Annotated in this window: 33 protein-coding genes; 20 read left to right on the top strand and 13 right to left on the bottom strand. The window is 45.8% G+C overall.

Translation table 11 applies throughout. From position 1 onward, the window contains the following. Positions 1–100 precede the first annotated feature (100 nt). Together C7R92_RS03240 and C7R92_RS03235 are read left to right on the top strand one after the other, a co-directional pair. On the top strand, positions 101–400 hold the full coding sequence (locus C7R92_RS03240; RefSeq protein WP_208636178.1) for a hypothetical protein: 300 nt from the start codon (positions 101–103) through the stop codon (positions 398–400). Between the two features lie 111 nt (positions 401–511). Beyond that, positions 512–1,429: an aldo/keto reductase gene (locus C7R92_RS03235; protein ID WP_106833232.1), complete on the top strand. Its 918-nt coding sequence runs from the start codon at positions 512–514 to the stop codon at positions 1,427–1,429. A gap of 10 nt (positions 1,430–1,439) precedes the next feature. On the opposite strand, the gene C7R92_RS03230 is transcribed toward C7R92_RS03235, so the two are convergent. From C7R92_RS03230 to C7R92_RS03215, 4 genes are all read right to left on the bottom strand, one after another. Continuing rightward, positions 1,440–2,081: a DUF3885 domain-containing protein gene (locus tag C7R92_RS03230; protein WP_106833315.1), complete on the bottom strand. Its 642-nt coding sequence runs from the start codon at positions 2,079–2,081 to the stop codon at positions 1,440–1,442. Between the two features lie 88 nt (positions 2,082–2,169). After that, positions 2,170–2,562 carry a YkvA family protein gene (locus C7R92_RS03225; RefSeq protein ID WP_106833231.1) on the bottom strand — a complete coding sequence of 131 codons (393 nt, stop codon included), beginning with the start codon at positions 2,560–2,562 and terminating at the stop codon, positions 2,170–2,172. A 113-nt stretch (positions 2,563–2,675) separates the two neighbouring features. Further along, positions 2,676–3,659, bottom strand: coding sequence for a zinc-dependent alcohol dehydrogenase family protein (locus tag C7R92_RS03220; protein WP_106833230.1), 984 nt, complete (start codon positions 3,657–3,659; stop codon positions 2,676–2,678). 278 nt (positions 3,660–3,937) lie between these two features. Beyond that, complete coding sequence (locus C7R92_RS03215; RefSeq protein WP_069844813.1) at positions 3,938–4,147, bottom strand: CDGSH iron-sulfur domain-containing protein; 210 nt, start codon at positions 4,145–4,147, stop codon at positions 3,938–3,940. Positions 4,148–4,337: 190 nt separating this feature from the next. Between C7R92_RS03215 and C7R92_RS03210 the strand changes: the two genes are divergently transcribed. Beyond that, positions 4,338–4,508, top strand: a complete 171-nt coding sequence (locus C7R92_RS03210; RefSeq protein ID WP_106833229.1) for a tryptophan RNA-binding attenuation protein — start codon at positions 4,338–4,340, stop codon at positions 4,506–4,508. 89 nt (positions 4,509–4,597) lie between these two features. Here the strand turns inward: C7R92_RS03210 and C7R92_RS03205 are convergent, their stop codons facing one another. Beyond that, positions 4,598–4,972, bottom strand: coding sequence for a DoxX family protein (locus tag C7R92_RS03205; RefSeq protein ID WP_106833228.1), 375 nt, complete (start codon positions 4,970–4,972; stop codon positions 4,598–4,600). A 142-nt stretch (positions 4,973–5,114) separates the two neighbouring features. Next, complete coding sequence (locus C7R92_RS03200; protein ID WP_106833227.1) at positions 5,115–5,642, bottom strand: isochorismatase family protein; 528 nt, start codon at positions 5,640–5,642, stop codon at positions 5,115–5,117. A 117-nt stretch (positions 5,643–5,759) separates the two neighbouring features. Between C7R92_RS03200 and C7R92_RS03195 the strand changes: the two genes are divergently transcribed. From C7R92_RS03195 to C7R92_RS03130, 14 genes are all read left to right on the top strand, one after another. Then, positions 5,760–6,404 carry a hypothetical protein gene (locus C7R92_RS03195; protein ID WP_106833226.1) on the top strand — a complete coding sequence of 215 codons (645 nt, stop codon included), beginning with the start codon at positions 5,760–5,762 and terminating at the stop codon, positions 6,402–6,404. 104 nt (positions 6,405–6,508) lie between these two features. After that, entirely contained in the window at positions 6,509–6,868 is a 360-nt protein-coding gene (locus C7R92_RS03190) for a YmaF family protein (protein WP_106833225.1), read from the top strand. A 130-nt stretch (positions 6,869–6,998) separates the two neighbouring features. Further along, complete coding sequence (locus C7R92_RS03185; protein ID WP_106833224.1) at positions 6,999–7,700, top strand: YjjG family noncanonical pyrimidine nucleotidase; 702 nt, start codon at positions 6,999–7,001, stop codon at positions 7,698–7,700. A 73-nt stretch (positions 7,701–7,773) separates the two neighbouring features. Next, positions 7,774–9,603, top strand: a complete 1,830-nt coding sequence (locus C7R92_RS03180; RefSeq protein WP_106833223.1) for a UbiD family decarboxylase — start codon at positions 7,774–7,776, stop codon at positions 9,601–9,603. Between the two features lie 190 nt (positions 9,604–9,793). Continuing rightward, positions 9,794–11,764, top strand: coding sequence for a BglG family transcription antiterminator (locus tag C7R92_RS03175; RefSeq protein WP_106833222.1), 1,971 nt, complete (start codon positions 9,794–9,796; stop codon positions 11,762–11,764). Next, the gene (locus tag C7R92_RS03170; RefSeq protein ID WP_106833221.1) at positions 11,724–12,869 is read left to right on the top strand and encodes an amidohydrolase/deacetylase family metallohydrolase; all 1,146 of its coding nucleotides are present in this window, start codon (positions 11,724–11,726) and stop codon (positions 12,867–12,869) included. The genes C7R92_RS03175 and C7R92_RS03170 overlap by 41 nt, the downstream gene beginning before the upstream one ends. After that, complete coding sequence (locus tag C7R92_RS03165) at positions 12,860–13,231, top strand: hypothetical protein (RefSeq protein WP_106833220.1); 372 nt, start codon at positions 12,860–12,862, stop codon at positions 13,229–13,231. The genes C7R92_RS03170 and C7R92_RS03165 overlap by 10 nt, the downstream gene beginning before the upstream one ends. A 32-nt stretch (positions 13,232–13,263) precedes the next feature. Then, positions 13,264–13,626 carry an SFCGS family glycine-rich protein gene (locus C7R92_RS03160; protein WP_069844824.1) on the top strand — a complete coding sequence of 121 codons (363 nt, stop codon included), beginning with the start codon at positions 13,264–13,266 and terminating at the stop codon, positions 13,624–13,626. A 3-nt stretch (positions 13,627–13,629) separates the two neighbouring features. Continuing rightward, positions 13,630–13,968 (top strand): DUF4312 family protein, encoded by a 339-nt coding sequence (locus C7R92_RS03155; RefSeq protein WP_007727313.1) that lies wholly within the window; start codon positions 13,630–13,632, stop codon positions 13,966–13,968. Positions 13,969–13,989: 21 nt separating this feature from the next. Then, complete coding sequence (locus C7R92_RS03150) at positions 13,990–14,778, top strand: DUF4311 domain-containing protein (RefSeq protein WP_106833219.1); 789 nt, start codon at positions 13,990–13,992, stop codon at positions 14,776–14,778. Beyond that, entirely contained in the window at positions 14,778–15,428 is a 651-nt protein-coding gene (locus C7R92_RS03145; RefSeq protein ID WP_017249034.1) for a DUF4310 family protein, read from the top strand. The genes C7R92_RS03150 and C7R92_RS03145 overlap by 1 nt, the downstream gene beginning before the upstream one ends. A gap of 40 nt (positions 15,429–15,468) precedes the next feature. Then, complete coding sequence (locus C7R92_RS03140; protein ID WP_106833218.1) at positions 15,469–16,584, top strand: DgaE family pyridoxal phosphate-dependent ammonia lyase; 1,116 nt, start codon at positions 15,469–15,471, stop codon at positions 16,582–16,584. 5 nt (positions 16,585–16,589) lie between these two features. Next, positions 16,590–17,312: a KDGP aldolase gene (locus tag C7R92_RS03135; RefSeq protein WP_106833217.1), complete on the top strand. Its 723-nt coding sequence runs from the start codon at positions 16,590–16,592 to the stop codon at positions 17,310–17,312. 33 nt (positions 17,313–17,345) lie between these two features. Further along, on the top strand, positions 17,346–17,603 hold the full coding sequence (locus C7R92_RS03130) for an HPr family phosphocarrier protein (RefSeq protein ID WP_017249031.1): 258 nt from the start codon (positions 17,346–17,348) through the stop codon (positions 17,601–17,603). A gap of 67 nt (positions 17,604–17,670) precedes the next feature. Here C7R92_RS03130 and C7R92_RS03125 read toward each other — a convergent pair whose 3' ends face one another. From C7R92_RS03125 to C7R92_RS03105, 5 genes are all read right to left on the bottom strand, one after another. Continuing rightward, positions 17,671–18,357, bottom strand: a complete 687-nt coding sequence (locus C7R92_RS03125; protein WP_106833216.1) for a DUF4386 domain-containing protein — start codon at positions 18,355–18,357, stop codon at positions 17,671–17,673. Positions 18,358–18,503: 146 nt separating this feature from the next. Further along, entirely contained in the window at positions 18,504–18,848 is a 345-nt protein-coding gene (locus C7R92_RS03120) for a YkgJ family cysteine cluster protein (protein WP_106833215.1), read from the bottom strand. Positions 18,849–19,109: 261 nt separating this feature from the next. Further along, positions 19,110–19,658 carry a GNAT family N-acetyltransferase gene (locus C7R92_RS03115; RefSeq protein WP_106833214.1) on the bottom strand — a complete coding sequence of 183 codons (549 nt, stop codon included), beginning with the start codon at positions 19,656–19,658 and terminating at the stop codon, positions 19,110–19,112. 76 nt (positions 19,659–19,734) lie between these two features. After that, complete coding sequence (locus C7R92_RS03110; protein WP_106833213.1) at positions 19,735–20,226, bottom strand: GNAT family N-acetyltransferase; 492 nt, start codon at positions 20,224–20,226, stop codon at positions 19,735–19,737. A 173-nt stretch (positions 20,227–20,399) separates the two neighbouring features. After that, positions 20,400–21,074 carry an O-methyltransferase gene (locus C7R92_RS03105; RefSeq protein WP_106833212.1) on the bottom strand — a complete coding sequence of 225 codons (675 nt, stop codon included), beginning with the start codon at positions 21,072–21,074 and terminating at the stop codon, positions 20,400–20,402. 610 nt (positions 21,075–21,684) lie between these two features. On the opposite strand from C7R92_RS03105, the gene C7R92_RS03100 reads away from it, so the two are divergent. Beyond that, the gene (locus C7R92_RS03100) at positions 21,685–22,131 is read left to right on the top strand and encodes a YhcN/YlaJ family sporulation lipoprotein (RefSeq protein WP_106833211.1); all 447 of its coding nucleotides are present in this window, start codon (positions 21,685–21,687) and stop codon (positions 22,129–22,131) included. 136 nt (positions 22,132–22,267) lie between these two features. On the opposite strand, the gene C7R92_RS03095 is transcribed toward C7R92_RS03100, so the two are convergent. Then, positions 22,268–22,504 carry a hypothetical protein gene (locus C7R92_RS03095; protein ID WP_069844835.1) on the bottom strand — a complete coding sequence of 79 codons (237 nt, stop codon included), beginning with the start codon at positions 22,502–22,504 and terminating at the stop codon, positions 22,268–22,270. Positions 22,505–22,682: 178 nt separating this feature from the next. Here C7R92_RS03095 and C7R92_RS03090 point away from each other — a divergent pair, with 178 nt between their 5' ends. After that, complete coding sequence (locus C7R92_RS03090; RefSeq protein ID WP_017249021.1) at positions 22,683–23,657, top strand: bile acid:sodium symporter family protein; 975 nt, start codon at positions 22,683–22,685, stop codon at positions 23,655–23,657. Positions 23,658–23,887: 230 nt separating this feature from the next. Beyond that, a complete protein-coding gene (locus C7R92_RS03085) occupies positions 23,888–24,139 on the top strand; it encodes a YolD-like family protein (RefSeq protein WP_106833210.1) in 252 nt (83 codons plus the stop codon). Positions 24,140–24,353: 214 nt separating this feature from the next. Here C7R92_RS03085 and C7R92_RS03080 read toward each other — a convergent pair whose 3' ends face one another. After that, complete coding sequence (locus C7R92_RS03080) at positions 24,354–24,587, bottom strand: hypothetical protein (protein ID WP_106833209.1); 234 nt, start codon at positions 24,585–24,587, stop codon at positions 24,354–24,356. Positions 24,588–24,712: the final 125 nt, after the last annotated feature.

Raw genomic sequence — 24,712 nt, 5'->3', positions numbered from 1 at the left:
TAAGTGGTTCATGAGTATTTTCATGTAGATAAACCCGAAGGAGGGTGTGCGATGAAGGAGATGAATTACGGTCATTAACTTCCCAAAAAGGAGGTTAGTGATGAGTAGAAGTTATAAGAAGTTCCCGGTTGTAAAGGACAAGACTGGACCAAGTAAAAAGTTTGCAAAACGGTTAGCAAGTAAGGCTGTAAGAAGATACAGCTCTGGCATTCATGCGGGACGCATGTATCGAAAAATTTTTTGCTCATGGATTATTAATGATTTCTGGTTTTACAAGTCATTTCGAGAGGCTATTCGAGATTGGGAGACAAGCGATGTCCCTAAGGTGAAGGCGAAGACGAAGACGAAGACGAGAAAACAAATCATCAACGAATGGGCGAAATATTACTACCGAAAATAGAAGAATCACGGGTGTACAGGGAAGTTACACCAAACAAAGAGTCCTTCCAGGTAATTGGGGAAGGCTCTTTGCTCTATCGCACGACCCACTTATTAGAATCGGAGGTTTGACATGAGAACCATACCACTCGGGACGAGCAAGTTAGAAGTACCAGTCATCGCAATTGGGTGCATGAGGATAGGGTCATTAGACAAGCCGCAAGCGGAGCGCTTCGTACAAACGGCGCTTGAAGAAGGTGCGAATTTCTTCGACCATGCAGATATTTATGGGAAGGGCAGATGTGAGGAAGTATTTGCAGAAGCGATTCAGATGAGCCCTAGCGTTCGTGAGCGTATCCTTTTGCAATCGAAATGTGGCATTCGGCCCGGCATGTTCGACTTTTCCAAAGAATATATTTTGAATGCTGTGGATGGCATTTTACAACGTCTAAAAACGGAATATTTAGATGTATTGCTGCTGCATCGCCCAGACACTCTTGTCGAGCCGGAAGAAGTAGCGGAAGCGTTCGATCTTCTGGAAAGCACGGGTAAAGTACGCCACTTTGGCGTCTCCAATCAAAATCCGATGCAGATCCAGCTGTTAAACAAGTATGTGAAGCAACCAATCGTCGCTAACCAGTTGCAACTAAGCATTATGAACGCGACGATGATTTCGCAAGGCTTCAACGTCAATATGGAGAACAACTCGGCTGTGAACCGCGATGGCAGTGTACTCGACTTTTGCAGGCTGCATGATATTACGATTCAGCCTTGGTCGCCGTTCCAGTATGGATTTTTCGAAGGATCTTTCCTTGGGAACGAGAAATTTCCTGAGTTGAACAAAAAAATCGATGAAATGGCAGCTAGATATGAAGTATCCAACACAACAATCGCCATCGCTTGGCTTCTACGGCACCCGGCGAACATGCAACCTGTCATTGGCACGACGAATATCGACCGAATGAAAGAGTGCATGAAAGCGACCCATATTCGTTTGACGCGAGAAGAGTGGTATGACATCTATCGCTCTGCCGGAAATGTGTTGCCGTAACTGATTCCATTTACAAAAATACCTGATCGATCTTGGCTCTGTCATAATCTAATATCCAATGAGGATAGCTGTCATATATCCCTCTGATTGTTTCAGGAGAAGTGGCTAATAAATCACAGCCTCGATCGTCATAGATGTGAAAGATGGTATGTTTGCTCGTATTGATAAAGTAGACGCGATGAAAAATACGTGGTTTTAATCCCATATCCTGATGGCAGATTGCTTTTATCATGGGAACATAGGCAAAGTCCGACGTCTTACACTTCAAGAAGAACCGATGCGTTCGATAGACGTCATTCTCATCGTCTTCTGGAAAAACATAAGGAATGGTATTTTGCCTAAGTTTATACAAAAGTGATTTATTCTTCACATACTTGGAAAAGGCGTTCAATTTACGCTTAAAAGCCCCACCGTCTCCAAAATCGTTTACATCCACTACGATATAGATGTCATCGTTAGGTGCATGTAAAGTCTTAAATAAAGTAATTGCTCGCCTATTAACCCCCTGTAAATAAGGGCAATTTTCATAAACGTTATGGTAAGCGTAGTTCACCCCGAGCTCAAAACGGATTCCAATATCCCAGCTATAAAACAAGGGTGGTCTAAGCAATAACGTTGGAAATGTATGATGTAAATACTCGGGTAACGTCATCAAAGTACCTCGCTCTACTAGAATCATTCGGATAAAAAAATAGGAGAGAACAGAGACTCTCCTACTATCCATTGAATGGATTGTTCCTCTATTCCTGTAAAAAATCTTTTTCTTTCCACTCTTTGTACAGAGTAAGGTCGCTGCTCACTTGTCGAAACACCAATCCAATGATTGTCGCGTCATCTAGTAAACCAGCAACAGGAATAAAATCTGTGATGGCGTCTATGGGTGAAACAAAGTATAAAATCCCGCCAATAATCATCAATATGGATTTAACAGGGATTGTTCGATATTTTCCACTCGTCCAATCCCCGAAAATATGAAAGAGGAGCTGTAAATTCTCCCAAGCATCTCCGATCGCTTTTTTATCTGCTTTTTTCATTGCTTTTTTTAGGAGATTTGATGCTTTTTCTTTATCGTTCAGATATTCAGAGGCTTTTGATTCATAATTTTCAAGAAACATCTTTTCATGTTTAGCCATAGGACCTCCTATGTTTCGTCAAAGCCAAAAAGGGCGAGAATACGCTCATTTTTGGCTTCATGTTATGTAAACCACTTGTACATCCCTACAGAACGAGAGCCGTATAGGACCAATTACACCAAGATGATTTTCCCCATACGCTGACGGCTCTCCGCAAATTGCACTGCTTCTTTAACATCATGCAAAGCAAATTTCTCTCCAGGCTCTGCTAAAAGGAGCTTCCCATTCTGAACGAGCTCGATGACTTTTTCAAACGTTTCGTGCCAGGTAGACACGGAAACTCGTTGAATCCAGTGGCGCAATAAAAATAGTTGAGGGAGAACGCCAAGCTCTTTCGAAATGATCGACCAATCCACTTGAACTCCCGATAAAAGACCTAACGACAAGAAGATTCCGCCAGCACGTGTAGACTTCGCCAGATCTAAACCGTCTGGACCGCCAATGGAATCAATAGACGCATGAGCACCTTGTCCGTTCGTTACACTCATGATGGCATCATAAATAGACACACGTGAACTGTCGATGACATGCCACGCCCCAAGTTGCATCAACTCCTCGGTATATCTTGCGTTTCGGACGATGGCGATCACTTTAAAACCAAAAAGAGCGGATAGCTGAATAAATAAACGGCCAATGGCTGAGTTGACTGCATTGACTAACAAAAACTGATGAGAAGACAGTTGAAGCGTCTCATTGCAGATGACCCACGCAGTGATGGGGTTGATGTACAATCGACAGGCGATATCATCTGGGATCGAATCGGGAACCGCAATGGCTAGCTCGGCTGTCGTTTTTACGTATTCTTGCCATGTACCCTCACCGCGCAAAGGCAGAACACGTTTACCGATAAGAGAGCGGGGAGCAAAAGGACCTGTATCCATAACGGTACCAACCCCCTCATACCCAGGAATGGCGGGAAGGTTGATGCGATGCTTGTAGGCACCACGAATCGGAATGACGTCAGAAGGATTAATAGGACGTGCGCTCATTTTTACCAAAATTTCATCTTGCTTAAGAGGTTCAATCAGCCGCTGTTCAACCTTCAATACTTCATGGGGTTCGCCAAATTGATCGTAACGTACTGTTTGTGCGTACATGGTTGTGAACTCCTAACTTTGTCAGGCATAACTGAACGAAGGATCGTTCTTCGTCAAAGCGTATGGGATCGGAATGTCATTATTGTAGGTATAAAAAATAAACGCCGTCAATCAAAACGAGAACTTGGCTTGCGGAATGTTAGAGAATCTGGACAATCATGAAAAATAAGACTGCTCCTAAAAATGCCGTGATTCTTCAAAATTATACCAATGAGGAAACAAATTTACATCATAAGTGATTGATAAGTGAAAAAAGAGCGCATCTGCGCTCTTTCAAATCATGCTTTTGCCCGTGGTGCACTTTCAAAACCTACTTTTTTATGCGTGCCATCACAGAACGGTTTCTTCTCGGATTGACCGCATCTACAGAGTGAAAAAGATGAACCGACTTCATACTTGTCGCCTGCTCCATCCAGCAATTCAACTGCACCAGTCACACGAATTGATCCATTGTCGTTAATCTTGATGGTTACTTTTTCTTGATCCACATGTCATCCCTCCTTTTTTACTATCTTTACCTACTATGATTTCGAGCAGAAGGGTATGTGATAAATAATTGTTTTACTACATAAGAAGAGCCAGCCATCGCGATAGTGAACTTGCTGGCAGAACATGACGAATTCGTGTTAAAATCAGGACAAGGTACGGTTATTTTTAGCAGGGAAAGGGTTTTGCCTCATGACGATTTCAATGGATGACTTAGAGCAATCCTGCTGGGAATGCGAAGGCAAGGGGACTCTAGTGAATGAAAACAAGCAAGAGGAATCATGTCCCAAATGCCAAGGTAAGGGAGCGATTCTTACCGCACAAGGTCAGACCCTCTTACACTTTATAAAAAAGCATTTGTAAACGAACGAGCTTGAAGAAAAAGCGGGAGGCCGTCAGATCCTCACCTGGCTACGGGTGGGAACTGACGGCCTTTTTTGTGAGCAGTCGGATTAAATCGGCGTAGCGTTATTCGGCTGTTTTTTGCTACCACTCTGGCGACCGATAAGCAAGAAAACAAGGAGTAAGACAAACGGAATCGCTACAGTAGTCATATCACCGCGTAAAAGAAGAGTGATTGTAGCACCAAGCATAATCACTGCGAGCGTATAGGCGGCGTACCGCGCATACTTTTTCATCAGTAAGCCCAGTCCGCCGAGCACTTCACCTAAACCGATCACAACTTGGAACCAATGGGGAAACCCCAATGCTTGGAAAGCAAGTGTTGTCTCTTGATGTCCAATCAGCTTATAAATACCAGCTGAAAGGAACATCAAGCACAACCCTACGATCATTACCCATTTTGCAAAAATACGCAGACCTATCATACTGAAATCCTCCAATCGTTTCGTTGATGGATTCAGTATAAACCGCCCATTATGACATCTTTTGTCATATAGCAATGACTGAACATTCTGCAAAGGATCGTGTATCTGCGAGTCCTCGGATAACAGGTACGACCTGCTCACATCACTTGTATTTTTCAGTGTACTCGGTGTAGTTTACTACTTCAATGACACTTGACCAACGGAGAACGGTTCCTACAAACTGTTTAACGTCTAATCCTTGCATGCTGTATGATTCGGCGGTATTGGTTGTTCCAGTTGCGTCCTTAATGAACGTCACGTTATATCCGCGATCATAGGCAGCGATCGCCGTAAACATACAACAAAATTCCGTCTCAAAACCAATGATAAAAAGATGATCGACCCCTAGCTTTTCTAAAGTCTGTGTGAGTTCAGTTTGGAAGAAAGAACTAGGGGTTTGCTTCTCAATGATGAAGTCGGAATAGTCTTTTAATGAAGAGTGTATTTCAGAACCGATAGAGCCTCTTTTCAGGGGACTTTCTTCTGCATCATCCACATGCTGGACAAAAATGACAGGACAATTGCTCTCTTTAAAATCTTTGATCACCTGTTCCATCAAAAAAAGTTCCTCTTTGTAATCTCCACAACTCACAATTCCGTTTTGCACATCAATCACTAAGAGCGCTTTCATTGTTTCACCTTCCTTCTACCATGTAGAGAGAGAATTCGGAAGGAAAGGGTGGACTTCCTGCAAGGGAAATACCATGAGATAATGAGGGGAAGGAAATAATAGGAAAGGTTGAGTGAGATGAGAATTTCATTTTCTTATGCATTCATTTTTGTCGCATTCATTCTCGTTACAGGATGTGGTTCAACGAATTCAAGTACTTCTTCCGTGTTTTCCAATTTAGCCAAACAAGGCTCTTCTTCCACGATTGAAGGTACAGAGGCAGTTGCGGAATCAGAAAATAATAATGTAGCTATGTACTTTTCGATGGCTGTACTCGCCTTACATGAAGTGAATGGCTTCGATGCTGGAGAAGAATTTCCACCGGAATCCAAAGCGTTTTTGGCAAAGCATGCTCATCTGTTTCCGGCAACTGGGGACAAAGTGAAGGAAGCTCAGCAATTAGTCGATCAAAATGTGCAACCGAAACATATCAATAAAAACATTTCCAAGTATCATGCTTCGATGATTCGAGATAAAGGAACAGTGTTGAGCATCGAAGAAGAAGAAATACCGGAAATCGGGATGATTTCCGTCTTGCATGTCGTCAATGACGAGGAGGATAGCTACCAAGTTGTTTACCTAGGTGCATTAGATGTCTATGAAGATGATACGGTTGAATTTGTTGGGGTCCCAACCTTGCTCTCAGGTTTCGAAAATGTAAGAGGTGGATACACGAATTCGATCATCATGGCAGGGAGCTATGTAGGAAAAAGCGCGAATTAAGTTAGGGTAGTATGGATTTTCGTAGGAAACAAGCTGTTGACCAGTTCGCCTCCTTGTCACACTGAATACAGTGATAGCAAGCCAGGGATGGAAGAATGAAAACAATGGCTAATAAAAAAAGATTAAAATGGAAGTTAAAAAGTAAACGTACAACAAGAATTCAGAGACATGTTCATGAGTTTTTAGGTAGCACGCAGCTTGCAGAAGAAGGAGCAGATCGACACAATCACCGTTTTGCTGGCGTCACTGGTCAAGCAATCCCCAGAGGAAAAAGCCACGTTCATGTCATTCGGTCCAATACAGACTTCTTCAATCATCTCCATCGCGTACGAATTGTAACTGGACCCGCAATTCCGGTTAAAAATGGAAAACATGTTCATTTCGTAAGTGGGAGGACCACGTTTAACGACGGACATGTCCATCGGTTCAAATTCGCCACGTTGATCCAGAAGCCGCTCCTCTAATAAATCTCTCACAGCCTCGAATGATACAGTTCGAGGCTTTTTGTATGCAGGTTGGCCTTCTGTTTTTGATATGATAGAAAGGTGTTAGTTCGTACGAATACTTGATCAGTAAAGATTTATGGAGGTTACCATGCGCTATCAAGTCATATTATTCGATGTAGATGATACACTTCTCGACTTCAAAACGACAGAAGAAAATGCTTTGCAAAAGACGTTTTCTCAGTTTAGACTCGCTACGGGATCTTCTGATTATGGAGTGACTTACAAAGAGATCAGTAAAGGATTGTGGGAGGATTTAGAAAAGGGGCGAATCACTCTAGCAGAGCTGGGTGTAGAGAGATTTCGAAGACTTTTCAAAGCTGTTCAGCTAGACGTCGATGCAGAGGCGTTCGGCAGCGCCTATCTCGAATCCTTGGGCAAAGAAGTGCATTTGGTACCGGGAGCGGTTGAATTGTGCAACAGTTTGGAGGATTGCCGCTTGGCGATCATTACGAATGGGTTCGCCTCTGTGCAAACGGCAAGAATTGCCGCTTCACCGCTTTGCAACTCTTTTGAGTACCTGATTATTTCCGAAGAGGTCGGTTACAAAAAGCCGGATCGGGAAATTTTTGAATACGCGTTCTCCAAACTGCAATGGACGGAGAAGGCGAACGTATTGATGGTGGGAGATTCGTTGACCTCTGATATACAAGGGGGAGCCCTTTACGGGATCGATACATGCTGGTTCAACCCTCTAGGCAAGGAAAATCAGACGAGCATTCAGCCAACCTACGAAATCAGAGAACTGAGCGAGCTTCAAGAAATTGTGCGGAAGGGTAACGTGAATTTGTAGGATCTTTCCTGTATGATGAGAAGGTATTGATCTACAGGTAAATCTAGAATCTAGTGATTGGAGCCCTATAGATATGTATCAGAATTTAGAAGAGTGCATTCTTGACTTGGAAAGGCACGGACATTTGGTCCGTATTCGCGAAGAAGTAGATCCCTATCTAGAAATGGCCGCGATTCACTTGAAGATGTACGAAGCTGGCGGGCCAGCCTTACTGTTTGAAAACGTAAAAGGCTCAAAGTTTCGTGCGGTATCCAATCTTTTTGGCACAATTGAGCGCAGCAAGTTTATTTTCAGAAGCACCTGGCAAGCCGCTGAAAATATAATCGCTATGCGCAATGATCCGATGAAAGCGCTAAAGCAGCCATTTAAAAATATCGAAAACGGCTTTGCTGCTCTAAAGGCTTTGCCTGCAAAAAAATCGACTAGCATGCCGGTAACCGCACAGGAAATCAGCATAACAGACCTGCCACTTATCCAAAGCTGGCCGATGGATGGTGGAGCTTTTGTCACGTTGCCCCAAATCTATTCGGAAGATCCGGACAAGCCTGGAATCATGAATTCCAATTTGGGTATGTACCGTGTGCAGTTGACTGGTAATGAGTATGAGGTAAACAAAGAAATTGGCTTGCACTATCAAATCCATCGTGGAATTGGTGTCCACCAAGCCAAAGCGACCAAAATGGGGATGCCGCTGAAAGTAAGTTGTTTCGTTGGCGGTCCGCCTGCCCATACTTTATCGGCTGTAATGCCGTTGCCAGAAGGCTTGAGCGAAATTACTTTTGCCGGTTTGCTTTCTGGGCGTCGTTTTCACTACAGCTATATCGATGGTTACTGCGTAAGCAATGATGCGGATTTTGTAATCACGGGAGATATTTATCCGGGAGATACGAAACCAGAAGGACCATTCGGCGACCATTTGGGCTATTACAGTCTGATCCATCCATTCCCTGTGATGAAGGTAAAGAAAGTGTACGCCAAGCCGAATGCAATCTGGCCATTCACAGTTGTGGGCCGTCCACCACAAGAAGATACGTCATTCGGTCAACTGATTCACGAGTTAACGGGCGATGCGATCAAGCAAGAAATCCCAGGTGTAAAAGAAGTTCATGCTGTAGATGCTGCCGGTGTGCATCCGCTGCTGTTTGCCATCGGAAGCGAGCGATATACGCCGTATCAGCAAGTCAAACAGCCGACGGAGATGCTCACCATTGCCAACCGCATTTTAGGAACTGGCCAATTGAGCTTGGCCAAGTATTTATTCATTACCGCAGAAGAAAATCGACCATTGACGACGCATGATGAAGTTGATTTTATGACCTATATTTTGGAGAGAATCGATCTGCATCGCGATGTTCATTTTTATACGAACACGACCATTGATACGTTGGATTATTCGGGAACAGGCTTAAACAGCGGCAGTAAGGTTGTCCTCGCTGCTTACGGCGATCAAAAAAGAGAACTGTGCAAAGAGGTGCCGGATGAGCTGAAGGATTTGCGAGAGTTTGAGAATGCCCGCTTGATTATGCCAGGTGTGGTGTCGATCCAAGGTCCTGCTTTTACCGATTACGCGTGCGCCCAGCAGCAATTACAGAATCTGTGTGACGCGATTCAAGCGAGAGGTCCGATCCCGTCTTGCCCGATGATCATCCTTTGTGACGACAGTACATTCATGAGCGCGTCTCTTCAAAACTTCCTGTGGGCAACCTTTACACGCAGTAATCCATCCCACGACATTTACGGCGTGAACAGCTACTACGAGAACAAGCATTGGGGTTGTGATAATCTGATTATCGATGCACGTACCAAGCCCCATCAAGCACCGCCATTGGTACCCGATCCAACTGTTGAGAAAAATATCGAACGACTGTTTGTCAAAGGTGCGAGCTTGGGTGGAATCCTGTAAGTGAGCTCTTTTTAAAAGTAGAGGTCCGTAACCTTTCGTTGCGGGCTTTTTTTATGCGCTGTCGAATCGAACTGATAATTGCAAAAATTGCACGATTGATAGGGAAAGGAATCGTTCTTTACCACTGAGAAAGCGTTTTCTATAATGAATCTCAAGCAAGGACACAGCTTTTTATGGAAAGGAGAAAGGAATGGTCTTCTTAACCACACGTTCCCATGCATTACTGAAGGTGATACTCGACAGCTACTATCCGCTGAAAATTAAGGACGTCGCGCGCGATTTTCAGGTAAGCGAACGCACCGTCAAGTACGACCTGGATAACGTCAGGCAATGGCTAAAGGAACGAAATGTCATCCTCCATTCTCAACCGAATAAAGGGCTGTGGATCACGGAAGAGCAAGAGCATCGAAATGCGTTGAAGGAAAATTTGCAAAGGGATGACAGCAAGACACTCATTCTGCCGCAAAAGGATCGGGTCAAGCATTTTTTGTTCATTCTTCTGCTGTCAGAAGGGTATCAGCGGATGAACGATTTGGCCGACCATATGGGAGTCAGTCGCAATACTGTCGTGGCCGATGTCAAGGACGCAGAAAAGCTGCTCGATGGCTGGCGTCTCGAGCTCGTCACGAAGCAAAGGTACGGTGTACGTGTGGACGGGAGTGAGCGGCACAAGCGGTATGCTCTCGAAAACTTGATTCACGATCTGCTGGATGGAATCGACATGTATCGGATGGTACAGGGAATGCTTTTAGAGTATGGACAAGAAGCGCGAACAGGTCCGTTATTGGAGAAATGGCTGATCAGCCGGACAGAGTTAGGGGAGATCATTCACAGCATCAAAGCATGGATGAATGCTGCTGCGGAGACGCTGGCAGACCGAGTGTTGATTAGTTTACTGATTCGCTTATGCATTGTCGTCCATCGTGTACAAAGGGGCCAATTGGTCACTGCGGATGATGCCGAGATGGGAGAAGCGAGGCATTGGAGCGGGTACGAGCTGTTTTCACACGAGGTTCGAGCTTTCTGCCAGCGATTGAACGTCGATATTCCCGAACACGAGATTGCGTATGCGTGCCTTCCGCTACTAGGGACTGAACAGGTGCCAAGAGAAGCGCGTGCAGGTAGGATCGTTTTGGACGTTTTCCAGGCAACCAAGGAGCTGACAGAAGCGGTTAGCAGTCGGATGTTGGCACCGTTGTACGAGGATCAGGAGCTGGTCAGACTGCTTTTTGCTCATCTGGATGATAGTTTGAACCGTTATCGTCAGGGAGTTCTTTTTGCAAATCCACTGACGGAGGAGATTCGCCGTTCCTACGCACGCATGTTTGATGCAGTCAAACGCTCTTGCGAAGAAGTGTTTTGGCATCGGGGGGTCTATTGGCTTGATGCAGACATTGCTTACTTTGTCCTGCATTTCCAGGCAGGTTATGATCGCTGGCTGGAGCAGAAAAAGGCAGATGCGCTTGTCGTTTGCGGAACAGGCAGAGGAACTTCGCGGTTTTTGAAAACGTATCTGGAAAGCGAATTGCGTTCACTTCGGGTCGTAGGTCTGTGTTCCAGTACAGAGGTAGAGAAGTATTTGGCGAGTCGTCGCGTGGATGTCATCATCAGTGTCCTGCCGATCAAAGCCGAGGTGCCTGTTGTGATTGTCAGTCCTCTTCCAACACGCCAAGATATCAACCAGATTCAGAACTGTCTGGAAGCTTTGCAAGTGGCGGAAGGAAATCGACAACAGGCTGTGAATGCTCGCAAGGAAGCTTGGTTCCCAACACTGACTACTGATCTCAATCCGTCAGATTTGCCGGTGGTGGAGAGATTGTCCCAGGATGTTATCTGCAAAGGGTATGAGATCAGTCAAAAAATCGTGACTGCTTTTCGGGAGTACGTAACGGAACAAATGGCAAGCGGACTGACGCTGCACCTGCTGTTGATGGTGAATCGACTGGCTTTTGGCTCACCCTATCAGGAGGAGTGGGGATCGGCGACTGAGGCAGAATCGAGAGAATGGAAGGCATGGCGTGAAAAGCTGAACCAATTGATGGCTGAGGCAAACCTCCAAGTTCCGCCTAGTGAAGTGACGGCCATTATGCGCTATTTTTCAGGAAAGGGGACGGTAGAAAGTGAAAGTGGATCTACTCATACGCAACGGACGGGTTATTGATCCTTCCCAGAACGTGAATGGGCACTATGATCTTGCCATTCGGGAAGGGCGGATCGTTGGGTTGTATGAGAAAGGGAAGACAACCGATGACCAAGGGATGAATCTGGAAGGCAAGGAGACGATCGATGCAGGGGGATACGTGGTGACTCCCGGTCTAATCGATCTGCACGCTCACGTTTTCCCGACAAAGACGAGTTTGGGCGTAGTCGCGGATCGGGTCGGCGTCGAGCAAGGAGTGACAACCGTAGTAGATGCTGGCAGTGTCGGGCTATGGTCGTTTGATGCTTTTCTTGAAGAAGCAGTGTATCCTTCTGTTACTCGTGTTCTGGCATTTCTGAACATTTCAGGGGATGGCTTGTGCACAGGCGGCGGGGAGCTCGCAGACATGTCGCGGTTAACCCCGAGAGAAGCAGCAGCCCTCATAAGAAAACAACCGATATTACGAGGGATAAAAGCCCGCATGAGCGGTTCTGTCGTCAAGCAAAACGGGATCCATCCCTTGCTCGTAGCCAAGGAAGCGGCGAGGGAAGCGGGCGTACCCATGATGGTACACATCGGAAACGCTCCGCCAAAACTCACGGAAATATTGCCTCTGCTAGACCGAGGGGACGTGGTGACACATGCGTTTCACGGAAAAAAAGGAGGGATGTTCGACGAACGAGGCGAGTTGATTCCAGAGGCGCAAGACGCGTTGGAGCGGGGAGTCTTACTCGACATCGGGCACGGCGAAGCGAGCTTCAGCTTCCAAACACTGCGTCATGCGCAGGCCCATGGTATTATGCCACATGTCATTAGCACGGATGTTCACCAGCGCAACATCGATGGTCCTGTGCACAGCTTGACGCACACACTTACGAAGTTTCTCGCTATGGGCTACTCGCTCGACGATGTGATTGCGGCGAGTACGCTAGGTCCAGCACGAATTCTCGGGCTGGAAAACGAGATCGGAACGTTGAAAGTAGGGGCATGCGCGGACGTATCCATTTTGCAGATCAAAAAAGAGCCGACAATTTTGACGGACAGTGAACAAGAAACGTTGGAGTCAAAGGAAAGAGTAGTGGCTTATCAAGCGATTACTTCGGGAAAGGTACTGACATGCAAATGATTGATGACATTCTCAAGGAACTGGCTGAGACAAAATCGGATTATTTATCTGAAATTTCTGAATCAAAACAGATTCTCCAAAAAATAGAGGAGGAGTTTCGCCTCTTGGAGATTCATATACCGCGAGATCGCTGGCTAGCCATCGGAGCTCATGTAATGGCATTTGTACGACGGATGACAAACGGTGAAAAGCTGCCCGTGATTGAAGCGGAGTTATTCGCCGAAATTCGTCCCGATATGGTTACGCTCTCGCACAAAGTCCTCTCGGAAGAAAAAAGTGCGTGGCAGGCAGATGATACAGAAGCGTTTCTGTTGGCTGTCCATTTTGAAGCCATTCGTGCCATGCAGATGGGACCATCGTAAAACATCGCTGTGAATAAAAGGAGGTTATGTATATGTCTAAGGTAAAAATCGTGATTGGTGATCGTCTCGGAAAAGGACAGAACATCGCAAAAGGAATCGAAGCTGCTGGCGGGACCGCGATCGTCATTCCAGGTGTTGGCGCTGATATGAAGGTAGGAGATGTCATGGTCAGTGAGAGTGCAGATCTCGGGCTTTCCTTTTGCGGAAGTGGTGGCGCTGGGGCACTGACTGCCAAGACCAAGTATGGTTTTCCAGTCGAGTACGGCTTGCGCTCAGTCGATGCTGGTATTACTGCCTTGCGTAGCGGCAAAAAAGTGATTGGTTTTGGCTTCATGGATATAGAAGAGCTGGGCAGACGCATGGTGGAAGAATACATCAAGCTGGGAGGGAAGTAATCCATGTACACGGAGACGACGCAGACCTTGCGATTATCCGGCAGTGGCGATACGAAGGAGGGAGCCTTCAACAAGATTTTCTCCCAAATCAAGCATGTAGTGGCGAGACAAACGAGTGATTTGGTCGTGCGAATCGAACCTGTAGGCGTTTCCATTGTGTCTGCGACAGAGACAGTGAAGCATGAGCGATTTTTTGGATTGTTCTTCCCACGCAAACGGACGCGGTATGACATTACTGTAGATATTCAAGTGAGGTTGGGGCTGGTCCAGGTAGAAAACATAACATTTCAGCAGCAGACCGAGCAGACTGCGGGTGTGGGGCAGTTGGTTCGTCAGCGATAGAAGCAGACAGGGGGTAGGTTCATGGTTACTTTGATGATTGTGTTGAAGTCGATCGTCATCGGGGCATTGGTCGGCTTCGGTGTTGGTGCAGGGGCGGCGAGGATGTTCCATGCACCCAATGTCCAAGGGATGGGAGCATTCCGGACTTTTGGAGAGCTGAACGCATGTGCGGGCGATCCCATTTCCCACTTTTCATTTGGACTTGGCTTTTTGTTCAACTCATGGGCGTCTGTTGTCGGTGCCGGTGCTTTGACGCAAGATGTGGATCATCGCGTCATCCCGAACTGGGCAGCGGCTGTGCTGCTCTGGCGTAACAAGAATGTGGCAGAGACGTTGCACAATCCAAAGCAAATGGCGATTGCCGGAGCAGCAGTCGGTGTCGTTGTGGTCACACTTTTGAATTCTACAGCAACAGTGATTCCCGAATCGATGCAGCTTGTAGCGACGAAGGTACTGGTTCCTGCTGCGAACTGGTTGATCAACCCGATCATGCCGATTGTGTTCTGGATGGCGGCGATGGATGCAGGCAAACGGACGGGGATTTGGGGAACGGTCTTGGGCGGTTTGTCGCATTTGGTCATGGGCAATGCGGTGCCTGGAATCGTCTTGGGTATATTGATCGGGAAAGGCTTGGATGACAGTGGTTGGAACAAAATTACGAAATCCATGTTTATTGCAGTCATTCTTTTGTTTGTATTCAGTGGCTTCTTCCGCGGTTTTGACGTCGCGCTCTTGAAGAGCATGTATGTAGAAATTCCACAGTGGTTGATAGAGCTTCACGAAACATTCGGATCGGTGGTGAAAAAGTAATGGGTGAATTGCAGGCAAAAGGGTTTTGGTATTCAGAATGGGCATTTCCCCTCTTTGTGGCGTGCTTGTCTTCAGGAATCTTTGCTGGTACTCATCTTTACTATGTGTATCATGTCGGGGCCTTTAACGATATCGCCATCGTTGCGATGCTGGAGGCAGGGATCAAGGGTGGCGGATACGGTGCGGCTGCTGCGTTTGGTGCGAGCTTTTTGTTCGCCCGCGTTTTGGAGGGACCGCTGGTTGGAATTCTCGATATTGGCGGCTCGTTGCAAACAGGTATCGGGATTGGCGTTCCAGCGTTGATGTTGGGAGCAGGCTTTACAGCTCCGTTGACTTCTTTTCCTTTGGCGCTGGCAACAGGTGCACTCTTGGGCTTCATCATTGGTACCGTGATTATTTTGATTCGGAAGTACACGATCAACGCATCGAACTCCACTTTTGGTGCGGATGTCATGATGGGAGCCGGAAATGCAGCAGGTCGTTACTTAGGTCCATTGATTGTCATTTCGGCGATTATGGCTTCGATTCCAGTTGGACTCGGCGCAACAGCAGGTGCAGCGATTTTTTACTATTACAACAAACCGATTGCGGGTGGTGCGATTATCGGAGCCATGATCCTCGGAGCCATTTTCCCGATCCCGACACAATGACGGAAGAGCGAAGAGTTTTCACAGGAAGGATGGGCAAACCATGGGAATCTATCAGCAGCTAGGGTTGAAGCAAGTCATTAACGCAAGCGGTAAGATGACGGCACTGGGTGCAAGTGCCGTCCATCCTTCTATCGCACAGGCCATGGGAGAAGCGGCCATGGATTATGTAGAAATTAGCGAGCTGATGATTGTGGCAGGTCGTCATATCGCAGAGGCGACCGGAGCAGAAGACGGTTGTCCTACCTCGGGAGCAGCTGCAGGCATTGCCATTAGTGTAGCGGCAGTCATAGCCGGTTGCCATCTGAGTTTGATCGAACGGCTTCCTCTTTCCGACGGGTTGAATAACAAGATCATCATCCAAAAAGGACACGCGGTGCACTTCGGTGCTTCCATTCAACAGATGATTGCACTGGGCGGTGGGAAAGTCGTAGAGGTCGGGCATGCCAATCACGTAGAAGAAGACCATTTGCGAGAAGCCATTGATGATCAGACCGCAGCGCTGCTCTATGTCAAATCTCATCATGCGATTCAAAAAGGGATGCAGTCGCTCGACACGATGCTTCAACTCGGTCGGGAGTTTGGACTTCCGGTAATCGTAGACGCAGCGGCGGAGGAGGATCTGCGGCGCTATGTAGCGATGGGTGCCGATCTAGTCATCTACAGTGGCGGAAAAGCAATCGGCGGGCCAACGTCTGGGTTTATCACAGGTCGTGCCGATCTGGTGGCTGCATGTCGCGCGCAATATAAAGGCGTCGGTCGTGCCATGAAGGTAGGAAAGGAAGCCATTGCGGGTTTACTTGCAGCGATTGGACAGTACGACCCCGAAAAGCAAAATGTTCCCGAGCAGCGTAGACGAGTGGAGTGGCTGGCAGGGGAACTGAACAGCTTGCCTGGTGTGAAAGCAGTGATCGCACAGGATGAGGCAGGCCGGGCGATCTATCGTGTGCAAGTTCAGCTTGACGAACGAGTGACGGGAATGACTGCTCCGGAGCTTACACGCCAACTGGAGCAAGGAAATCCAGCTATTTTTACCCGCAACCATTATGTGAATACGGGTATGATTGCCTTTGATCCACGACCGTTTCACCAGGGGCAAGAGCACATCATCGCAGCGCGAATGAAGGAACTACTGCTAAAACAGAGAGAAGGAGAATAACAAAAGTGGGCACACCGAAAATTCGTTTAAACGTTTTGGCAAGGGATGTAGAAAACGCAAAACAAATATGTTCCGTGACTGATGGCCGCGCTCTTATCGGAATCTTAGTCAAAGGATTCGCTTCCGTAGAAGCAGCAATAACCGCTGTTGAACAATATCAGCAAGCAGGTGTACCAGTGTCTGTAGGGCTGGGTGCAGGTGATCCTACTCAATGGAAAAAGGTCGCTGAAGTCGCGGTGCAGACGCAACCAGATCATGTGAATCAAGTATTTCCGGCAGCAGGCTATACGCTCGGGGGGCTACAGGCAGTTGGCAACTCGCATACCATCGTGAATGCACTGATTGCCCCCGGCGGACAACCAGGAAAGGTTCAAGTCACAACGGGACCAATGAGCAACAAAGTGTCTGAATGGCTCTCTTGCGATGCAGCCGCTGCGATGTTGGCGGAGATTGGCGTACACTCGGTCAAATTTTATCCAGTTGACGGGCTGGAGAGGCTCAATGAAATCAAGGCGATGGCAGAAGCAGCCGTACGTTACGGGATTCCCGTTTTTGAGCCGACTGGCGGGATCGATGCAGCTTCGATTCGTCCGATTGTGGAGGTATGCCTTGCCGCAGGAGCAAAGCAGGTCATTCCGCACATTTATACATCGATCGTCGACAAGGAAACGGGATTGACTCGTTTGGATCAGGTAGAAGAACTGCTGACTGCTATAGAAGGACTGTAGCAATTTTACGAGAAAGGGGTAGGAGTGAATCAGATGAGAGAGAGACAGGTCATCGTCGGGTTGGCACAGGGATTACACGCGCGTCCGGCTACTTTGTTTGTGAAAGTGGCAGCTTCCTTTTCCAGTGAAATCGGATTGAACAAGGATGAGAAGAAGGTGAATGCCAAGAGTATTATCGGCGTCATGTCCCTTGCTGTTTCAAAAGGACAGTCGGTCGTCTTGACTGCGGATGGTGCAGACGCGGAACAGGCGCTGGATGCATTGGAGCGCGTTTTGGTAAGTGTGGAGTAAAGGGATGCGTGAATGCGCGTAACAGAAAAGGGATGTCTCCAGTGAAAAGTCAGGAGACATCCCTTTCTCAATCCTGTTTCGTTGAGTTGAATCCTTTCATGATTAACCATATAGCCAAAACCAATTGTTGAAAGGCTATTGGAATGTTCAACGTCATGTAGGTTGCATCCAGACCGATGAAGCGAACCATAAAGAATAAGCTTGCCGATATGGACAATGTAGACCCAATAAGACCCCAGACTGACAACCACCGTGGAACTAATTTTGTTTGGTAAAATACGCAGGTAAACAAGAACATAGCTAGAACAAATGCCAGTGTCGTTGCCACATGGTTAACCAAATCACGTCCTTCCCGTAACAATCCACCCAGGATCTGAAAATACGATACATGCAAAGTTCCAAGTTTTGCAAATTCGTGACTTACTGTCAATAGCAACAGAAGAGTGATTACACCAATAATAATGAACACACCCGCAATGATCCCAAAAGCAACAGAGCCAAGAGCTAAACCTTTATGATGCTTACTTAAAATCGGATACAACCAAATAGGTATACCAACATAGGCAACGACCATTAACAACTGGAAAAACGCACCTATTCGTACCTGATTTTCATTTGTAGAAGCTTCGACAAGGTAGTTTGCTCCATCTATAACAGGAACAACACTACATATACCTGTAACCAACCCGACTATTAATAACACCCCAGTCATTACTGCTGACCTTCTACCTGCATTTGTACTCTGCCTCAGCATAATGAGCCTCCTTCTCATGCACTACCCTTGGCGGATGAAATGAAGTGATGCTGCCTTCCTATAACATTATTATTCAGTTGAGATCCATGATTTGCTTCATTCTGAAATTCTGAAAGCAAAATCGTATATCTCCGAGTTCCGTTTCTTTAAAAATGCTGCCAAGTAAAATCAATACTCAAAAACCCAATCTGTTTCTCCCTAAAGGTCAGTGCCTCCTTCGTAGCCAATTCCGGTTTGCGAAAACAGACAAGCTCTTTGTAATACCCAAAAGCGCGACACACTTCCGGTCGAACGCTATGGATGCCACACTGATCTTTTTGCATGTCGTAGAAGATACAAGTTCCAAACTTTCTCGGTTGATTTTTCAGATCGTCACGTAGCTTTTTTGGAAGCGCTTTCAACTTCTTGTGTATCATTTTATACTCGTTCTCTGTTATGGGAACTGGACCACAGCACAATCCTTTACAGCCTTGGCAAGGCAATGCATCCATATCATCTACAACCTTTCGTCATGTGATGTTTGCTAGAAAGAACAAAAAAGATGATCCTCGTTGATTCAGGAGATCATCTTAAGAACTACCGCATTCAATTGTGTTGGTTATTCAAAAATTCGGTAAGAAGAGAATACTGTACTTTTATTATAACACATGTAGGAAGATTTTGACGAATGCTTTCGAAAGAATGGCGGAACGTTTGGGTAGGGGAGTGAAGGGGCTGCCATACAGCAGGCCCCTTTTTGTATGCTCTCTTGTTTATTTCATCAAAACATACAACCACTCACCATTGCACTCCTCATCATCCCCAGTCAGGCCATCTAAGACGCGTTCAAAAGAGAAGCCGAGTTTCTCAATGATGTGTAGCGATGCTTCATTGTCTGGGTGTGCTTTTGCGTACAATCGTTCCAATCCGATTACATCAAATGCGTACGTAGTAAGAGCGGAGGCAGCTTCAAAAGCATAGCCGTTCCCCCAATAATCCCGTCCGATTAAATAATAGAGCTCTTTTTCCGGAGCCAGAAAATCGAGAACGCCAACACCACACCAGCCAATGAACCTGCCAGTAGCCTTTTCGCGTATGGCCACAGAATATTTAAAAGGCTTGTCAAAAGGGGTTTCATAACTGCTTCGTAGCCAGCGAAATAAGCGCTTGTAGTTTTCCAGAGGCATTACGTCCATGGGCAGGTAGGTAAACAACTCCGGGTTTTGCATGAGTTCAAAAGATTCCATCAAATCATCTTCTGCGTAAGGACGGATGATGAGGCGTTCTGTTTCTAAGTGCATGGCAGATATCGATGCTTGCATGTAGGATGTCCCTTTCCATTTAGAAAATGAGCGCTGCATAAAAAAAGGAGAAGCGCTCACGGAAGCGCTTCTGACCTCATGTGTGTTTGATCAAAATGAGTTCTTCCACTTCTTCACTTCGTGCCTCCGAAAATGCCCGATCGACACCAATAGGCTGAAAACCGTTTTTTTCTAACACACGTATGGATGCAATGTTGTCATGAGCGACACGCGCATATACAGGACGTGTTCGGAGTTCCTCTAAAAAGAGGGTAAGTGCATTTGTCGCGATTCCTTTACCCCAAAAGCTTTTGTCAATCCAGTATCCAATCGTAGGCAAGCCAAACAGTTCAAAGCACAAAACATGACCGACAATCTGCCCATTCAAGACAATGGCTTTTTTCACAATCGAATCATTGTTCAAAATCCTTGTCCAATGATCGGTGAATCCGTCTCTATCTTCAGGGTCCTTGACAGTAAAGGCCGCCATCTCATGAGCAGATTTGTCGAATTGCTGCCTGTAAAATATAGGAAGATCTGCCTCTGTTACTTCACGTAAAGCAAGGGACTGAGCACGCAATGGCTCCAAGGAAAAGCACCTCCAAAAAACATCAGCTATTCTCTCTTCACCAACACTTTGATAATCAACGAAAGTACCGCGAGAACCAAAATGACATTAGCGATGAGCATAAAGCTAGGTAAACCAAGCCTAAACAAGATGTACACACTCCTACTCGTTACAACCTTTGAAAGTGAAAAAGACTAGTTCTCTCCGGTGACAAGCATGATCGCAAAGCCATCATAGCCCTTGCTGCCAACTGTCTGTACAACGGTTCCACTGACACGTTGCTCTTCCGCTACCATATCGGTGAATTGACGTACACCGACAATATTAGGATCCGTGCTTGTTTCGTCCACGACTTGACCACTTCGTACAACATTATCCGTGATAATCACAGTACCTTTGCGAGAGAGCTTCAATGCCCATTGGAAATAGTCGGGATTTCCTTTTTTATCTGCATCTATAAAAATCATATCAAAAGGACCCTGATTTTCTTTGTGAAGTTGGATGAGGGAATCAAGGGCAAGTCCGACTTTCACTTCTACGATTTGATCGAGTCCTGCGCGTGTAATGTTCAATTGTGCAACTTCTGCATGCTTCGGATCATATTCGAGAGTAATGAGACGCCCGTCAGCAGGGAGTGCCCGGGCTAGCCAGATGGTACTGTATCCACCAAGAGTGCCAATTTCCAAGATCGAGCGAGCGCCTTGAATTCGTGCTAACAGATGAAGGAATTTACCCTGATTGGGTGCTACATCAATAGCTGGAAGGCCTGCAGCTGCGTTCTCTTGAAGAACTGTGTCTAGAACGGAATCGGCTTCCAGTAATTTATCTGTAAAATAGTGATCAACCGCTGTCCATTGCTCTCTATTCATGATCTCAACTCCTCAAGATTTTACAGGGATATCATAACACGATTAGAAACTTCTGGCTGGCTTTTTTGTAACGATTCACATTTCAGCGGAGGGTTTCTATAGTGGATCAAGCTTTATAGGAAAGATTTTCACCTGTTACCATTATTTTCGCATAGCGTGAACGATGAGTTTTCAAGATAATAGAAAAGTAATCCAAGCTAGCTAGTATAATCCAACCTTGGGGATTCTATTCAACGCGTTCGACTAAATGATGCAGTCAAAGTCGGCGCAATTTTTTTGTTCCATCGCTAGGTAAATGTACCTATTATTGTTCGTTGTCAATTGAAGCGAAGTCCTATATGCTTATATCATTCACGTATAACATATGCGTACTACCCCGTACGCCCCAACCACTTTTTGTTGGTTGGGATTTTTTTGTTCCATGTTATATCCAGCTATCTCCTATCGCGTTTCGATGCAATTTTTTATATCCTTGTACATAGGACTTGCAATGTTCTTGGGGTCCGCGGTGACTCAAATTATGCAGAGGAGTCACCGCTTTTTTTTTTACATACTTCCTCCGTTCCAGGTCAAGCTAGTAACAGGTGATTTTGGTCAGGAGGTGTTTTGTGTGCGGGCAACTTTCGTGGTGCTGACGCTGGCTTTTGCTTTGATTGTAACGGGGTGTACGAAGCAATCTGGTACAGAAACGAAGCAAAAAACGGAGTCGTTGTGCATGCCTGTTCCCGTTAGACATTATCAATGGGAAGAGCGCGCGAGATCGATTACAGCGAGCGTGAAGGGAATAGACAAAATAGTGGCTGTGCAAATCGACAAAGAGCTCGACGTAGCTATTCATGTAACGAATTTTAATCGGTTCAAGCTGGAATCGATTCAAAAAGAAGTCGGAAAGAAATTAAAAGAGGCTTTTCCAGATGCCGATATTCATGTGACAACTGACAAGCGATTGATAAAAGATTTGCAAAGGCTAAGTGACGAACCGTGGCCAACCGATGTAAAAGCGGCGTGCCAGAAGAAGAAATCCTTAAAAGAAATAGAAAAGAAAATGAAGGGCTAGCCTATTTCAAGAACCTCACACACTATATGGGTAGAGTGAGGTTCTTGCTGTCTGTTTTGACAGAATGATCAAGGTGAAATGAATATTCTGTGATTACCTAACGAAGAAGAACTCCCTAACTGGGAGTCTATATAGGCTAGTGGTGATCATGATCGTAATGATGCGCGCGCTCTCGATCTCGATGGAAGTCGATGCCGCGTAATTCACCCTTGGCTTTTTCCACAAGTACTTGATAATCTCTTACCACTTCCGTCAAGGTCGTAACGGATTCCTTATAGTCGGGATCATTACAGATTCCATCTATCGCTCGATGGAGGTGATACATCTTATCTTCGGTTTTTCGGATAAATTCTACCCAATCCATTCCGTTCATAAAATACCTCCTTTCCGTCATAGGCTTTACTCCCAGGCGCGAAAGTATGCAAGGTGAAATTGCGAATATATGACTTGTATGTAATCTACTAATGAACTTTGGTCTTGTAACAATAATCTGTTCATGATAACATACCTCACATCAATAGCATCAAAGGACGAGACTTGAGGTGTATCAGATGAACGGGTTAGCCAAACTGAATCGATCGCTAGAGAAAATCATGCCCATACTCACGCCGAGTAGTGTTGCCATTGGCGTAATAGCAGGAACACATTTGCAACCGTTTGCTTTTTTGTCTCCTTGGGTATTTGCCTTCATGACATTTGCCGGCAGTCTGGGTTCAGGATTTAAAGAATTTGCAAAGGTACTGACCAGACCACTGCCTTTAATCGTCAACTTATTCATTCTTCATGCCCTTATGCCGCTAATTGCTTGGTCAATGGCACGGTTGTTTTATCCAGATGATATCCATGTCATCACGGGCTTTTTATTGGCTGCTTTAATTCCAACGGGGATCACGAGCTTTTTGTGGTCATCGATTTATTTCGGGAACATCGCACTAACGCTATCCATTATTTTGTTGGATACGATGCTCTCCCCATTGATTGTTCCATTGGGGATGTCCTTGTTTTTAGGGGCAACAGTGGAGATGGATTTGGCTGAACTGATGAAGGGTTTATTTTATATGATCGTGTTGCCATCGCTTGTTGGTATGCTGCTCAACCATTTATCAAAAGGGAACGTCAAAAAAACGCTGGCACCAAAATTAGCACCATTTTCTAAGATGGGAATGGGTGTTGTCGTCGCGATCAACAGCTCGATGGTCTCGTCTTACTTTCATATGATGGACGCAAAACTGGTGGGGATGGCGGTCCTTGTGTTGTTTGTAGCTATCTTGGGTTATTTGATGGGGTGGGGGATCGCACGGCTGTTCGGATGGGAGCGGGATGTGATCGTCACGTTAACCTTCAACAGTGGAATGCGAAACATTAGTGCTGGGGCAGTTATGGCGATCACGTACTTTCCTGCGCCTGTTGCACTTCCCGTTGTTCTCGGTATGCTTTTTCAGCAAATACTCGCTTCTACCTTCGGAAAGTTTTTGGAGCTGGTCGAGAAAAGACCGCAGCATCAAACACAGGAATTATCGAGTTAAAAGTAAGAGCCGTTTTCCAATTAATTTTTGGAAAACGGCTTTTTTCTTATGGTCCTCAAGACTTGGCAGAACAAATGGGGAGACTTTTCGAGAGGAACCTCTCATAAGGCAAGTACCTACCGTTTTCTCTCCCCGTTCATGAGGAATTGAAAAAAAGGTTGCGAACTTGTGTTCGTAATCACTATAATGGAAATACAATTTCTCACACAGGATGAGGCGGGTGGAAACGCGTGGCTAACGGAGATCTTGAAGTAACGGACAAAGAAAGAGAGGCATTTATGTACATGCTACGAGATTCGGGGAGAGAAAATTATCCATTGAATGTGAGCTGGTGTGTGTCCTTTGAGGGGGAGCGGGGGAATACGTGCAGCATGTGGGGTGTGGTTAAATGGGTAGACCCGAAGGCCAGGCGTGTTCAATTAGCAAACCAAACGATTAGTCAATGGATCGAGATGGAGAAAATACTCAATGTCCATGCATAGCTGTGCGTATGGAAACCTTACATGAAATTCAACTCATGTAGGGTTTCTTTCTTTTCGCACAAAAATCCAAGTCTATATGTAATGAAATCTAACACAAAAGCACAGAAAATTCGAAATTTTGGTTGACATCCGTTCTTTTCATGTTAGGATATGTTACATAGCATGCATTCTCTCCACTTTCTATTTGACCCAATCATTGGGTCCTTTTTTTTGCCTATGTTTCATTCTTCGGATATGGCTTCCCATCGGCTTGAAATAACTTGCTCACCATTCCATAAAGACGACCTGACATGTTAGGAAAAACGAAGGAGTATTCATTCGCTCCTTGATTTAGCAAGACGATCGGTGCTTCCACGATGTAGGGGACTTTCATTAGATCAAGCATCTGTTTATATTCCTCTACCTTGGAATGGTCGACCGTATAATAAAATGATTTGGAAAAATTCATGCGAGCACGCTCCTTTCCCTTATTGTAGCATATCCACAGTCAGGCGTATAAATGAACATAATAAATATTATGTAAACAATGTGATTTCCTTTTCTAGTATGAAGAGAGAAGATTCACAAAGATTT

Origin of the sequence: Brevibacillus porteri (assembly GCF_003013475.1) — a bacterium.
Classification (GTDB): Bacteria; Bacillota; Bacilli; order Brevibacillales; family Brevibacillaceae; genus Brevibacillus; species Brevibacillus porteri.
Note: the sequence above shows the minus strand (reverse complement) of the source record. Positions and strands in the feature narration are given on the sequence as shown.